Here is a 14,230-nt window from a genome sequence, read left to right as displayed (position 1 = left end):
GGACAAAATCAAAAAGGGAAAGGTTTATCGCTTTCCCACTAGCCCTTTGGTGATTTTATTCATGGCTTTCACCTTGTATTCAAAATCTCCTTTTAGGGTATCTCTATAAGCATTGAGATTATCTAGTAATTCGTCCATTTCCTCTGGAAGTACTTCTTCTAGCAATTGTCGAAGGCGTTTTGCTGCAGTGGGTGATTTTCCATTGGTACTAATCGCAACTTTTAAATTCCCTTTGGTCACGATTCCACCCAGATAAAAATCACAGAGATCAGGAGTATCAGCGACATTTACCAATAAAAACCTAGCCTTTGCTTCATCTCTGATTTGTTTGTTTACTTCCTTATCATCCGTAGCTGCAATCACCATATGCTTTGAGCTAAGGTATTTCTCATCATACGAATCCTCGACCATTTGTACCGATTTTCTATCGCGAGCCAAGTCTAAAAAACTTTGAGAGAATTCCTTTGAAACAGCAGTCACCTGTGCCTCAGGACTAGACTTGAGTAAAAACTCCAGTTTTTCAGTCCCTACATTTCCTCCTCCTACAAGCAGGATATTCAGTTCATGGACTTTCAGAAATATGGGATATAGATGATTCATTTTATTAGTATCAAGATAATAGAGGTAAGTATCAAGAAAGAAGGTTTGAAACCTGAAAACTTTGACTAAAGCTGCTTTTTAAGCTTTCAGACTTTCTTCCTTCATGCTATTGTCTTTCAGCTACTGATATTGCTTCTCTGTAGACTTCAGCTAATTTAATGCTTTCTCGCACTACATCTCCAATAATAATTATCGCCGGAGCTTCAACCTTGTTTTCAAAAGCCTTCTCTACAATATCTCCTATAAATCCAGCAGTGATTTTCTCATCTTTTGTTGTGCCTCTTTGAATAATTGCAATAGGTAGATCTGCTTTACCAAAGTTCTTATATACCCCAACAATTTCTTCCAATTTTCTTGTCCCCATCAAAACCACTACCGTCGCTGTGGATTGAGCAGCCAAGCTCAAATCATTAGATAGTTTCCCTGCGGAAGTAGTACCGGTAATTACCCAAAAGCTTTCTGAAACACCGCGTTTGGTCACAGCTATTCCAACTGACGCAGGGACTGCAACCGCTGAAGTGATCCCGGGAATTACTTCAGTTTCTATCCCGAAAGTTTCGATGTAATCTAATTCTTCAGCTCCTCTTCCAAAAACAAAAGGATCGCCACCTTTAAGTCGAACCACATGTCCATGTTTCTTCGCCATGGTCACACATAGTTCATTGGTATCTTGCTGAGGGAAATGATGCTTTCCAACCCGTTTACCTACAAACACTTTGCTAGCGGTATCCGGGGCATGCTTTAACAAGACTGGATCCACTAAAGCATCATAAAGCACTACATCCGCATTGTTTAAAGCCAGTACTGCTTTTAAGGTAATCAGGTCCGGATCTCCCGGACCTGCACCTACAAGCGTTACTTTAGGTTTAATTTCTATTTTCATACCTCTACTTCCTGCTCTCTAAAGCTTTTCAGTTTCCCGTAAATCTCTAAAGCTTGGTCTGCATAGCTATTTGCAAAAGCTTCAGTAGGTTCATTTTTATTGATTTGATAAACCTTGTCAGAGAAGGTTCCACCAAGTTCTATTTTTCCAGTTTCAACAAACACTTCATCAAATTGCTTGATGATATTTGCATAGGAGTTTGTGCTCACACTTTCGCTAAGCAAAATCGCTTTTGCAGCATTGATCAAACCTGCATAGTGATGATAAATACTATCAGACCAGCGTTGCTCTTCAAGGCATTTCTGAGCGATGTCTATCTTCTCTTTCGCTTCTAAAAGCAGTGTAGCTACCAAGTCAAGAACTACCCCTGCACATTCACCTACTCCAACTGCAATTTTATATTCTTCGGTATTTCCCCAATCCACATAATCCGCTGGAGTTACGGTAGAAGCATCTCCCAGTTCTTTCAGCAATTCATAGAAATAGATTTGACCTTTTTTGTCGTAATAACTTAAGAAGTCTTGCCCATTTCCATTTGCTTCAAAATCATCCAATAATATTCTTAAAGCCTGTGGACCTCTCTTACTTGGGATTTTTGTCACTTTATCTGCGAAACGACCATTTCCATCTCCCATATTTCCTCCTCCAAGCAATACCTGAAGGGCCGGAATTACTACTTTTCCTGATTTCATAGACATGCCCTGGAAACCAATATGAGCCATATTATGCTGGCCACAGGCATTCATACAGCCAGAAATTTTGATGACCAAATCCTGATTTTTAAGGTATTGTGGGTATTCAGCAAGTATTACTTTTTCTAACTCAGCTGCAATCCCTGTCGAGCTTGCAATACCTAAATTACAGGTATCCGTTCCTGGACAGGCAGTAATATCTCCAAGAGAATTATACCCAGCAGAGGCCAGACCTATTTCTTTCAACTCCTTGTAGAAATAAGGAACCAAATCTTCTCGAACATCACGGATTAAGAAGTTTTGGCGAAGTGTAAAGCGTACCTCAGCACTTGCATATTTTTCTACCAAATCAGCGAGCTTTCTTGCTTGATCCGTATAAAAATCGCCTAAAGGAACTCTCACTCCCACTGAGACAAACCCCTTCTGCTTTTGAGGTAAAATATTGGTCAATTTGAAATGCTCAAAATCAAGTCCAAGTTCTTCCTCAACTACTGCTGAGGGAGCATCAGGAAGCTTTTGGGCAGCATCATATGATTCATGATCTATTGGATAAGACTTAAATGGAAGTGCTTTTTTCTCATTTTCCACCAATTCCAAAAATGCCTCTAGACCAATCCCTTTGATCAGAAATTTCATTCTGGCTTTCATTCTCTTAGCTCTTTCACCATGGCGGTCAAAGATTCTAATGACAGCTTCTGCAAAAGGAATAATCTGATCTGCTTCTACAAATTCAGAGAACACATCCGCATGCCGAGGTTGAGAACCTAATCCTCCACCCAGCATTACTTTGAAACCTCGTACTTCCTGTCCATTGATCACTTTGATTTTAGGGATAAATCCCAAATCATGTAGATAGCTCAATCCCGTATCTTCATCTGAAGACGAAAATGAAATCTTGAACTTTCTCCCCATTTCCTGAGAGATAGGGTTTCTTAAGAAATACTTAAAGGTAGCATCCGCATAAGGTGTAACATCAAATGGCTCATTGGCGTCAATTCCAGCCGTTTCAGAAGCGGTGACGTTCCTTACGGTATTACCACAAGCCTCGCGAATCGTCACATCATCTCGCTCTAATTCTGCCCACAACTCGGGAGTTCTATCTAAGCTCACATAGTGAATCTGTATATCCTGACGTGTGGTGATATGCAACCTCCCAGTGGAGTACTCATCAGATACTTTGCAAATTCTTCGAAGCTGATCAGAAGAAACTCTTCCATAAGGAAGCTTTATTCGGATCATTTGAACTCCAGGCTGACGCTGACCATAAATTCCTCTTGCCAAACGAAGGCTACGGAATTTTTCCTCGTCAATATTACCTCCATTGAAAAGAGCAATTTTCTTTTCTAAGTCAATAATATCTTGTTCTACAATATGGTTTTCTAATTCTGTTCTAAAGCTTTGCATGGCTTAATAGGTTTTTTGTAAGAGCTGGAAGTTTGAAAAGTGGAAAAGCTGTAGGGTTTTCAGGTCTAATCCGCTAAGTCAAGAATTAATCAATAAATCCAACCGAAACGGTATCGTATTCTGCCTCATCGATGAGGATAAAGCTTCCATTTGACTTGTTTGAGTTATAGGAATCATAATGAATAGGATTGCTCAATCTGAAATGAACCCGACCTATGTCATTTAATTTTAAAGAATCTGCTTCTTCGGAACCGCTAAAATCGGTTTGAATTTTAGATTCAATTTGAGCCACTTTGGCCAGCACTCTATTCACTCCGTGTTGTAAAATATATTTCTGACCTACTGTGAGGGCTTTATTGTTCACTTGACAAATAGTTGCCGCGATCTGCTTTTGACTAGTTGGCAATTCTCCACTTTTCACCAACATATCTCCTCTACTTAAATCTACTTCCGTTTCCAAGGTCAAGGTGATGGAACTTCCCTGAGTCGCTTCTTGAACTTCCTGATCGAAATAATGAATGCTTTTTATTTTTGAGGTATTCAATGAAGGCAATAAGGTCACTTCATCACCAACTTTCAGGTTACCTCCATAGAGCATTCCTGAAAAGCCTCTAAAGTCGTGGAAAGCTTCCGTTTTAGGTCTAATCACGTATTGGATAGGAAATCTTGCAACTGTACTCAATTCCAAATCAGAAGTTTCAAGCACTTCCAAGTGATCTAAAAGTGTATTCCCGACATACCAAGGCATCTCTTCAGATTGTCTAGCAATGTTTTCCCCTTTCAAAGCTGAAACAGGAATAAATGTAATTTGGTCCTCAGAAAAGTCTGACTTTTCTACTAACTCATCAAAGTCAGCCTTTATTTTAAGGTAGACATCCTCCTCATAATCCACCAAGTCCATTTTATTAATCGCTACCACCACATGGCTGATTCGAAGTAAATTGGCAATAAAGAAATGCCTGTAGGTTTGCTCAATAACTCCTTTTCTGGCATCGATCAAAATAATAGCCACTTGAGAAGTAGAAGCTCCCGTCACCATATTTCGAGTATATTCCACGTGCCCAGGAGTATCTGCTACGATAAAATTGGTCTTGTCAGTATTGAAATAAATATGCGCAACATCAATCGTGATGCCTTGCTCACGCTCAGCCACCAAGCCATCTGTTGCCAAGGAAAAATCCAAGTAATCGTAACCACGTTGTTTTGAACTACGCTCGATTGCCTCGATTTTATCCGTTGTTAATGATTTCGTATCGTATAGTAATCGTCCAATCAGAGTACTCTTTCCATCATCGACAGAGCCTGCAGTGGCGATTTTTATAAGTTTTCTATTTTCAGACATGTTGTTCAGTTTTTTGTTATTCTATTATCCTGTTTCTCCAGAAGCTGGACTAGGTTAAATTCTGCTTTTGGAAAAGCAGCATAACGAGGCTAAGCCTACTTTGTACTTGGTACATTGTACTTAGTACTTCGTACTTCGCACCATTCTAAAAGTACCCGACTTTCTTTCTGGTTTCCATCGCAGCCTCCGAACGCTTATCATCGATTCGAGCTCCTCGCTCAGAAATCGTAGACTCACGTATTTCTCCAACTACATCATCTAAGGAAACTGCCTCAGATAAAACAGCAGCTGTACAAGTCATATCACCCACCGTTCTAAATCTGACCATCTTCTCTACCACCTCTTCATTTTCTTCTCTAAAGACGTGTTCATTAGCGGTCCAAATCATTCCATCCCTGAAAAACACCTCTCGCTTATGGGCAAAGTAGATAGAAGGGATCTCTATATTTTCCGTTTTGATATACTCCCAAACATCGAGTTCAGTCCAATTTGAAATCGGGAAACAACGTACATTCTGTCCCAAATGAATTTTCCCATTGAGCATGTCAAATAATTCTGGACGTTGGTTTTTCTCATCCCACTGCCCAAAGTCATCTCTCACAGAAAAGACTCTTTCTTTTGCTCTTGCTTTCTCCTCATCTCTTCTCGCTCCTCCAATACAAGCATCAAATTTTAATTCTTCAATGGCATCTAAAAGAGTGGTCGTCTGCAAAGAGTTTCTACTGGAATACCTTCCACGCTCCTCACGAACTTTCCCTTGATCAATAGAGTCCTGCACATTTCGCACGATCAGCTCCAGTCCAAGTTCCTCTACCAGTTTATCCCGAAATTCTATGGTTTCCGGAAAATTATGTCCCGTATCCACATGCAATAATGGGAATGGAATTTTAGCTGGGTAAAAAGCCTTTTGGGCAAGTCTTACTAGGGTAATGGAGTCTTTTCCACCCGAAAAAAGCAAAACCGGACGCTCAAATTGCGCCGCCACCTCTCGAATGATGTGGATCGATTCTGCTTCTTTTGGATTAGGTATTAATAGGTTGCTCATTTCCTTACTGTTTATATCTTCTGATTGACTTCATTATTCGTAATTCGGCGTTCGACATTCTTAATTAATCAAATAGTATCGAATGTTGAATTATGAATACCGAAGTTCTAATGTCTTATTTTGTCTTAAATCTCAGGTCTTACTTCGCATGCAAGCCGCATTCTTTTTTCGAGTCTTCCCACCACCATCTGCCGGCTCTTGGGTCTTCTCCAGCTGAAATAGCTCTGGTACATGGTGCACAGCCAATGCTGATAAATCCTTTATCATGAAGAGGATTGTATGGAATTTTCTTTTCATTGATGTATTCAATCATCTCATCAAAAGTCCAATCCAACAATGGGTTGAATTTCAGAATCTGATTTCCTTCATCCCATTCGATTCTATTCATATCAGACCTGTTGGCTGATTGCTCTGCCCGGAGTCCTGTCACCCAAACCTCATTACCTGCAAGAGCACGCTTCAAAGGCTCCACTTTTCTTACAAAACAGCAGGATTTTCGATTTTCAACTGATTCATAAAAACCATTGATTCCAATTTCTGAAACCAATTTTTCTATTGACTCAGTATTTGGGTAATAGACTTTGATATTTTGTTTGTATTTCGCTTCAGTTCTTGCAAGCAAGTCTAAAGTCTCCGGAAACAGTCGACCTGTATCCAAGGAAAAAATTGAAATCGGCAAATGTGCTTCTGCAATCAGTTGAGTAATCACCTGATCTTCTTGCCCCAAAGAGGTAGAGAAAGTAACTTTTCCTGGAAAGAGGTCTGCGATTAAAGCCAGTCCTTCTTGGGCAGAAAGCTCATTTAACTGAGCCTCTAATTCATGCATATTCTTGTTGAGTGTCATCGGCTTTTGTTTTAGGTGCTGATTCCCAAACACGTTCATGTAAATAGTACAATATGATTTTTGAGAAGACCTCTACAGATCCAATCGATAGAGCCATCACAAACTCCCCTGTAACAAAGTAGGAAATCACTATTGTATCAATGGTCCCAACTATCCTCCAGGAAATAGACTTTAACAAGCTCTTGGCATTGCTGTCTTTTCCAGATTTGTTGCTGAACAGTTTCTTAAGTGGTTGATCTAAAATCATATGAGATTTATACGAGCGTAAAGCACAAAAGTATACAAACCCTATTTAATTTATAGGGTTTATGCCAAAAAAATTTTAACTCGTTTTTAAAATATCCTCTAATGTCTTGTTTTCCAGTATCTTAAGGGTTTCGTCTCTGACCTTAATCAATACCTTATTTATACCACATTGAGCTTCATTTTTACATTCATCGCAGGGTTCATAGTAATTTAAGCTCACACAAGGAAGCAGCGCAATCGGTCCATCCAACAACCGAATAACTTTCGAGAGGGGAATATCTTTTGGTTCTTTAATCAAATAGTATCCACCACCTTTCCCCTTTTTACTACCCAGCAGGCCAGCCTTTTTCAGTTCGAGAAGAATATTCTCCAAAAATTTATGAGAAATCCCATGTTCCTCAGCTATTTCATGAATCAGAACTGTCTTTTCATCCTTATGCTTACCTAGGTAAGTCAGGGCATGCAGGGCGTATTTCGTCTTTTTAGAAAGCATAAGCAAAAATAACCTTTTTAGGCAAATACCCTAGTACAGGGGTAGGCTTTTATAAATTTCATAATAAAACAGATGTTTCCGGCCAATTATTATCTTATTTATAAAATATAAGCCTCATTTAGAACCATCCTTCACTTTATGTCCAAATCCTATAATATTCAACTTTGAAGTAATCAGGAAATTAAAAAGGAAGTTTCCCTAAATCTACATTTCCTCCTGAAAGAATTATCCCTACTTTTTTTCCATTAAATCGATCTTTATTGGCCAAAAGTGCGGCCAGCGGTACCGCGCAGGAAGGCTCGATGACAATCTTCATTCGCTCATAAATAAGTCGCATTGCTTCTATAATTTGAGGGTCCGTTGCCAATAGGATATCTGAAACATACTTTTGAATCAACTCGAAATTCAATTCACCCAAAGAAGTCAATAAACCATCAGCAATGGTGTTGGGCCCGGACTGAGGGATGATTTTTCCTGCTTGAAAGGACTGATATGCGTCATCTGCTCCCGTAGGCTCTCCAGCAATAACCTCTACTTCAGGCGACATGTAATAGGCCGTCAAAGCCGTTCCACCTAAAAGCCCACCACCACCGACAGGGGCCATCAATAGTTCGATTCCCTCTTCATCTTCCAGGAACTCCAAAGCACAAGTGGCTTGCCCTTCGATCACATCCATAAAATCATAAGGTGGGATAAAAGTAGCCCCTGTCCTAGCCACCACTGACTCCAAAGTAGTTTCTCGAGCCATTAGATTGGGTTCACATTCTATGATTTCTCCACCATATCCTTTGACTGCTTTCTTTTTTATTTCAGGAGCATTGGATGGCATGACGATATAGGCAGGGATTCCTGCAACACCTGCCGCTCTCGCCAATGCAGCTGCATGATTCCCCGAACTGTGTGTAGCCACTCCCTTTCTCTTTTGCTCTTCATTAAGCTTCATCACCGCATTTGCTGCCCCTCTTGCTTTAAATGCTCCCACTTTTTGAAAATTCTCACATTTAAAAACTATTTCACATCCAGCAATCTCATTGATTGCCTCTGAAGAAAGGATGGGAGTTCTATGAATAAAAGGTTGAATGCGCCGGTGTGCTGCCTTGATTCCAGCTAATGAGGGGAAGTTAGGATTCATAAAATGAAATTAGACATTTGGCTAGAATTAGGAATAATTAGATTGAAATTTATTCCAAGTTTATGGAAGGTACTAGCATAGAAAAATTCATTTTTTATCTTGAGAAATGAATTGGAATGGAATTGACTTCTACCCTTTGATGGGAGAGGCTCTGACTGAAAAAAACACGATGAAGTTGGACTTTAGTCCAGCTAACGCTGATTTAGCAATCGTAGATTTATCAAACACAAATGCTTTTAATAGGTATGTCTTCCATCAGCTTAAGGACCAAGGAAAGAAATATGGTGTTGGGGGATATTTTGAGCATCGGGCGATATACAGAAGATCGGAAGTTTTTGCCACGAAAGAAGCTGATTTCAGAAATATCCATTTAGGAGTAGATGTTTGGACGGAATCAGGAACTCCAGTTTTTGTGCCTTTAGAAGGTAAGATTCACTCTTTTCAAGATAATGCTGGCTTCGGTGATTACGGAGCAACCATCATCTTGGAGCATTCCATTGCAGGAGAACATTTTTATTCGCTATACGGTCACTTGTTAAAAAGCGATTTAGATAATCTTCAAGTTGGAAAAGCTGTACAGGCCGGAGAACTACTTTGTCATATAGGCCCTTATCCAGAAAATGGAGACTGGCCTCCACACCTCCACTTTCAGTTAATGCGAGACATGCTTGGCAAAAAAGGGGACTTCCCGGGCGTATGTTCACAAAAAGAAATTGAGAAATATCGAGCGATCTGCCCGGACCCAAATAGGATCATCCAATGTCCTCTGATTTAGGTGTTTGCTTTGGTAATTAACCTCAAACCTTCCAAGGTCAAATTCAAATCAATTTCGTCAAACACCTCTGCCAAGGGAGTTAAAACCGAAGAAAGGCCACCAGTGGCAATGATCTGATAGCTATATTTGGTCTCCTTTTCTATACTTTCTATCATCCCTCTCACCAAACCTGTGTAGCCGTATAAAATACCTGCCTGAATGGCATGGATCGTATCTTGACCCAAAGCTGAATCTGGCATTTTCAACGCTACATTGGGCAGCTTGGAGGTATTGTGAAACAGGGAATTGATTGCTGTTCTCAATCCTGGAACGATATTGACCCCAAGGATTTTACCCTCCTGATCCACCACTGTAAAAGTTAAAGCCGTCCCAAAATCCACAACCAGTATTGCCTTTTGATATCTATCATAGGCTGCCATGACATTGCACATGAGATCAGTGCCTATTTCATTAGGTCGTAAAGAAGACACTGGAAGCTTCTTATAACTTTTTGGGCTAATTTGATAAGGTGAAATACCAAAAAAGTTTTTGCAAAACTGCTGAATGACAGGATTCACTTCAGGCACTACCGAGCTAAAACCAATTTCACTGATTTCGGAAGGAGAAATATCGTGTTCCAAAAAGTATAGTGGGACTTTCTTACTCAATTGTGAAGTAAGTTTACTCCCTTTGGTTTCCACCCTAAAATGATTTGTCCAAGTTTCATTCTCTTGGTCAAAAAGTGCAAAAACCACATTGGAATTACCGGCGTCGATGGCTAAAAACATTGTTTATTGGATTTGATTAAATTTAGCCCTTCATTGGAGGAAAAAGCAAATTAATTTACCTTAAACAACATAGTAATGTACTCAATAAGAAATTGCCGCGAGGAGGATCTACCGAGAGCACTTGAGTTAATCCATGAATTGGCACTTTATGAGAAAGCTCCAGAGGAAGTCATCAATACGGTAGAAATGATGAAAAAGGATGGTTTTGGTCCAAATCCTGTTTATGGAATGTTTGTTTGCGAAAAAGATGAGACTAATGAAATCATAGGGATTGCAGTTTATTATTATCGTTACAGTACTTGGAAAGGTAAGAGATTGTATTTGGAGGATTTGGTTGTGACGGAATCAGAAAGAGGGAATGGCGCAGGAAAATTATTGTTTGACCGAGTGATGGCTAAAACCATAGAAGATGGTTGTACTGGAATGATGTGGCAAGTATTGGACTGGAACGAGCCAGCAATCAATTTTTACAAAAAGTATGGCGCTACGCTCGAAGGTGGCTGGTACAATGTTCACCTTCAGGATTATGAAATCAAAGATCTTACCTAATTGAAGAAGAAAAACGATCTCAGAATTTTAAGGATCGGTATTCATAAACAAAAAATCCGGCTTGAAGGCCGGATTTTTTTATACTTAAAATTCTTTGGGATTATCCCTTAAGACTATAATTAGGAGCTTCTCTCGTGACACTCACATCATGTGGATGAGATTCTTTCACACCAGCTGCGGTAATCTTCACAAACTTACCATCTCTCATCAAGTCTTCAATTGTTTGCGTGCCACAGTAGCCCATTCCTGCCTGAAGTCCACCTACCAACTGGTAAAGCACTTCTGCTACCAATCCTTTGTAAGGTACTCTTCCAACAATTCCTTCAGGAACTAATTTTTTGATATTATCTTCTGCATCCTGGAAGTATCTGTCTTTGGAACCAGACTCCATAGCTTCCAGAGAGCCCATTCCTCTGTATGATTTAAACTTTCTTCCTTGGAAAATAATCATTTCCCCAGGTGCTTCTTCTGTTCCTGCAAGTAAAGATCCAATCATGATCGAGCTTCCTCCGGCTGCGATAGCTTTAACTAAGTCTCCTGAGTATCGGATACCACCATCTGCAATAACTGGGACACCACGGTCTTTTAAGGCTTGCGAACACTCGAATACTGCAGAAAGCTGAGGTACCCCGACCCCCGCAATAATTCTAGTAGTACAAATAGAACCTGGACCTACACCTACTTTTACAGCATCGGCACCGGCATCTGCCAAAGCAATTGCTGCTTCTGGAGTCGCAATATTTCCTACGATAACTTCCAGATCAGGGAATGCCTCTTTTATCTTTTTACAAGTTTCTATTACTCCTTTGGAGTGGCCATGAGCTGTATCGATAGAAACAACATCTACTCCTGCTGCTTTCAATGCTTCAACTCTCTCCACAATATCTGCAGTAACCCCTACAGCAGCACCTACTCTTAATCTTCCATACTCATCTTTACAAGCATTTGGCTTGTCCTTTCTTTTGAGAATATCCTTATAGGTAATCAAACCTGTCAGCTTGTTATCCTCGTCAACGATAGGAAGTTTTTCGATTTTATATTCTTGAAGAATTTCTTCTGCTTGCTCTAAAGAAACACCAGACTTGGCAGTAATCAGGTTATCAATCGTCATAATCTCTCTGATTGGACGATTTTGATCTTTAATAAACCTTAAGTCTCTGTTTGTAATAATTCCTTTGAGGGTTCGATTTTCATCTACTACAGGAATTCCGCCAATATGAAATTCTCTCATAATTGACTCAGCATCCTTTACAAAGGAATCAATATGCAGGGTGATAGGATCCAAGATCATACCTGCTTGCGAACGCTTCACTTTGCGTACTTGAGCAGCCTGCTGCTCAATAGACATGTTTTTGTGAACGAATCCCAAACCACCTTCAAGGGCAATAGCAATTGCCAATTCCGCTTCAGTAACCGTATCCATTGCAGCGGAAACCAAGGGAATGTTTAGTCTGATTTTTTTGGTGAGTTGAGTGGAAGTATTCGTGTCGCGTGGAAGGACTTCTGAATACCCTGGAACAAGAAGCACGTCGTCGTAGGTGAGTGCTTCGTAAAGGAACTTGTCGGAGTTTCTATTCATGGCAAATATTGGTTGTTGGTAACCCTATTTGCCCGTCAAAATTACAAACAAAAATCATTATGAAACTAATCATTGACAAAATTAATATCGAATCAGGCAATAATTTTTGTCAAAACTTAAAGAATCTTCTATAAATCAAGAGGTAAACCGATTGGAAAATGGTTCCTGAATCCATTTTTTCGAGTGTACCACCCGGATAATTATATACAATAAAAGCCCTGCGGGCCCAGCCATAAATGTCAAAACAAGGCATGGAAAAAGAATCCAACGGTTGATTTTTCGCTGATCGGCATTATGAGAGATCCACATTCCCACAAAAAGGTCAAAAACCAAGTAATGAATCCATCCTGCCAATAAGGCTTCATCGCTTTCAAACAGCAATCGGACGTGCGCCAAAGAATCGAAGTTTCCTCCTGTGCCAGCTCCCATCCCACGAATGATAAAGAATAAATAGGCGATTCCTAAAATCACAAATGTGATGCTAAAAAGTAACTGGTAAACCCATCGCTTTTGGTATAAAGCAAATAGAAAAACCCAGCAGAGGAAGGCTATGGTATTGACTATAGTAAAAATTAATTCCAACTTCATAGAATAAAAATTAAGCTATGAAGTTAGAAATAACTTTTTGATTTTGAGAGATATATCTCTAATAACTATTTTTTCAAGAGTCTCGCAATGTAGAATCCATCAAAGCCACTCTCGTGAGAAAGCACTTTTTGATCTTCTATCAATTCGAAGTTTTTCCCAGCTTCTGAAGCTAGAAACTTTTGTACTTGCTCCTGATTCTCCGAAGGCAAAATGCTACATGTTGCATAAACCATTTGGCCTCCAGGCTTTAACATGGATGGGTAATTTTGGAGAATCTCCTGTTGAGTTTGTTTTACCTTTTCGATGGATTCTGGATTCAATTTCCATTTGGTATCTGGGTTCCTTTTCAAAACCCCTAACCCTGAGCAAGGCACATCCAGCAACAAACGATCTGCTGACTCTTTCAGTCTCTTAATCGTTTTAGAGTTTTCTATGACCTTTCTCTCAATAATTGATACTCCATCTCTTCTGGCTCTTAGCTTGGTTTGTTGTAGTTTCCATTCTTCCACATCCATCGAAAGAACTTTCCCTTTATTTTCCATCAGTGCAGCTAAATGCAAAGATTTTCCTCCAGCTCCTGCACAGGCATCGATAACTCGCATTCCTGGCTCTACAGCCAAAGACTCCGCAACTAGCTGAGAAGATCCATCCTGTACCTCAAACATCCCCTGTTTAAATGAAGGATGCCTAAATACATTTTGTCGCTCATCCAAAATCAAGGCGTCTTTATAGCCTTTGATGATATGGGTACTGATATTATCCTCAGCTAATAAATTCTTAAGCCTTTCTCTGGTCGCCTTCAGGGTATTTACTCGAAGTACTACTTCCGCTTCCTGATTAAGGCTATGGATCTCAGCTTCCCAAAGGTCTCCCAACTCTTTTTCACCTAATTCCTGAAGCCAGTCTGGAATTGACTCTATCAAAGCGGGGTCTTCCAACTTCTCGTATCGATCTTTTAACTTGTCTGGATTTATTTTTTCAAACTCTTCCCAAGGTGGTAAACTATGCCCCTGCATCAACCAATAGGTTCCGAAAAGATCATATGGATTATTTGATGGGCTGAGATAATTAATCAGCCTCCACCATCGGACCATCTCGTAGGTAGTTTCTGCGATGAATGAACGGTCTCTGGATCCCCATTTAGGATTAGATTTAAGTGTCCTTTCGATCACTTTATCTGCGTATTGACCTTCTTCGAATATGGCAGCGAGTGCAGAATGAACCCCGCGGATGGTATTGTTATGTAGCTTCATGAGAAAGAAATTCTTCACAAAGGTAGGTTTTCTTTCTG

15 protein-coding genes are annotated in these 14,230 nt (G+C 39.9%); 2 read left to right on the top strand and 13 right to left on the bottom strand.

Going from position 1 to position 14,230, the window contains the following annotated elements:
* Positions 1 to 24: 24 nt before the first annotated feature.
* From ALPR1_RS03160 to ALPR1_RS03120, 9 genes are all read right to left on the bottom strand, one after another.
* Positions 25 to 600 carry a precorrin-2 dehydrogenase/sirohydrochlorin ferrochelatase family protein gene (locus ALPR1_RS03160; protein WP_008198360.1) on the bottom strand — a complete coding sequence of 192 codons (576 nt, stop codon included), beginning with the start codon at positions 598 to 600 and terminating at the stop codon, positions 25 to 27.
* Positions 601 to 706: 106 nt separating this feature from the next.
* On the bottom strand, positions 707 to 1,483 hold the full coding sequence (gene cobA / locus ALPR1_RS03155) for a uroporphyrinogen-III C-methyltransferase (RefSeq protein ID WP_008198359.1): 777 nt from the start codon (positions 1,481 to 1,483) through the stop codon (positions 707 to 709).
* Positions 1,480 to 3,579: a HEPN domain-containing protein gene (locus ALPR1_RS03150; protein ID WP_008198358.1), complete on the bottom strand. Its 2,100-nt coding sequence runs from the start codon at positions 3,577 to 3,579 to the stop codon at positions 1,480 to 1,482. Before ALPR1_RS03150 ends, cobA begins: the two co-directional genes overlap by 4 nt.
* 85 nt (positions 3,580 to 3,664) lie before the next feature.
* Positions 3,665 to 4,921 carry a sulfate adenylyltransferase subunit 1 gene (locus tag ALPR1_RS03145; protein WP_008198357.1) on the bottom strand — a complete coding sequence of 419 codons (1,257 nt, stop codon included), beginning with the start codon at positions 4,919 to 4,921 and terminating at the stop codon, positions 3,665 to 3,667.
* A gap of 145 nt (positions 4,922 to 5,066) precedes the next feature.
* Positions 5,067 to 5,966, bottom strand: a complete 900-nt coding sequence (gene cysD / locus ALPR1_RS03140) for a sulfate adenylyltransferase subunit CysD (protein ID WP_008198355.1) — start codon at positions 5,964 to 5,966, stop codon at positions 5,067 to 5,069.
* Between the two features lie 139 nt (positions 5,967 to 6,105).
* Complete coding sequence (locus ALPR1_RS03135; RefSeq protein WP_040302509.1) at positions 6,106 to 6,810, bottom strand: phosphoadenylyl-sulfate reductase; 705 nt, start codon at positions 6,808 to 6,810, stop codon at positions 6,106 to 6,108.
* Positions 6,785 to 7,057, bottom strand: coding sequence for a DUF2061 domain-containing protein (locus ALPR1_RS03130; protein WP_008198353.1), 273 nt, complete (start codon positions 7,055 to 7,057; stop codon positions 6,785 to 6,787). Before ALPR1_RS03130 ends, ALPR1_RS03135 begins: the two co-directional genes overlap by 26 nt.
* A gap of 75 nt (positions 7,058 to 7,132) precedes the next feature.
* On the bottom strand, positions 7,133 to 7,549 hold the full coding sequence (locus ALPR1_RS03125) for an RrF2 family transcriptional regulator (protein ID WP_008198352.1): 417 nt from the start codon (positions 7,547 to 7,549) through the stop codon (positions 7,133 to 7,135).
* Positions 7,550 to 7,730: 181 nt separating this feature from the next.
* The gene (locus ALPR1_RS03120) at positions 7,731 to 8,681 is read right to left on the bottom strand and encodes a pyridoxal-phosphate dependent enzyme (protein ID WP_008198351.1); all 951 of its coding nucleotides are present in this window, start codon (positions 8,679 to 8,681) and stop codon (positions 7,731 to 7,733) included.
* 106 nt (positions 8,682 to 8,787) lie between these two features.
* Here ALPR1_RS03120 and ALPR1_RS03115 point away from each other — a divergent pair, with 106 nt between their 5' ends.
* The gene (locus tag ALPR1_RS03115; protein ID WP_008198350.1) at positions 8,788 to 9,456 is read left to right on the top strand and encodes a peptidoglycan DD-metalloendopeptidase family protein; all 669 of its coding nucleotides are present in this window, start codon (positions 8,788 to 8,790) and stop codon (positions 9,454 to 9,456) included.
* Here the strand turns inward: ALPR1_RS03115 and ALPR1_RS03110 are convergent.
* Positions 9,453 to 10,223 (bottom strand): type III pantothenate kinase, encoded by a 771-nt coding sequence (locus tag ALPR1_RS03110; RefSeq protein WP_008198349.1) that lies wholly within the window; start codon positions 10,221 to 10,223, stop codon positions 9,453 to 9,455. The genes ALPR1_RS03115 and ALPR1_RS03110 overlap by 4 nt on opposite strands.
* Before the next feature lie 75 nt (positions 10,224 to 10,298).
* On the opposite strand from ALPR1_RS03110, the gene ALPR1_RS03105 reads away from it, so the two are divergent.
* On the top strand, positions 10,299 to 10,772 hold the full coding sequence (locus tag ALPR1_RS03105) for a GNAT family N-acetyltransferase (protein WP_008198348.1): 474 nt from the start codon (positions 10,299 to 10,301) through the stop codon (positions 10,770 to 10,772).
* A gap of 100 nt (positions 10,773 to 10,872) precedes the next feature.
* On the opposite strand, the gene guaB is transcribed toward ALPR1_RS03105, so the two are convergent.
* The 3 genes from guaB to ALPR1_RS03090 all read right to left on the bottom strand — a co-directional run bounded on the left by guaB (position 10,873) and on the right by ALPR1_RS03090 (position 14,192).
* Positions 10,873 to 12,351 carry an IMP dehydrogenase gene (guaB, locus tag ALPR1_RS03100; RefSeq protein WP_008198346.1) on the bottom strand — a complete coding sequence of 493 codons (1,479 nt, stop codon included), beginning with the start codon at positions 12,349 to 12,351 and terminating at the stop codon, positions 10,873 to 10,875.
* Positions 12,352 to 12,486: 135 nt separating this feature from the next.
* Complete coding sequence (locus ALPR1_RS03095) at positions 12,487 to 12,939, bottom strand: ABA4-like family protein (protein WP_008198344.1); 453 nt, start codon at positions 12,937 to 12,939, stop codon at positions 12,487 to 12,489.
* A 65-nt stretch (positions 12,940 to 13,004) separates the two neighbouring features.
* Positions 13,005 to 14,192 carry an RsmB/NOP family class I SAM-dependent RNA methyltransferase gene (locus ALPR1_RS03090; RefSeq protein ID WP_008198342.1) on the bottom strand — a complete coding sequence of 396 codons (1,188 nt, stop codon included), beginning with the start codon at positions 14,190 to 14,192 and terminating at the stop codon, positions 13,005 to 13,007.
* Positions 14,193 to 14,230: the final 38 nt, after the last annotated feature.

This window comes from Algoriphagus machipongonensis (genome assembly GCF_000166275.1).
GTDB lineage: Bacteria > Bacteroidota > Bacteroidia > Cytophagales > Cyclobacteriaceae > Algoriphagus > Algoriphagus machipongonensis.
Note: the sequence above shows the minus strand (reverse complement) of the source record. Positions and strands in the feature narration are given on the sequence as shown.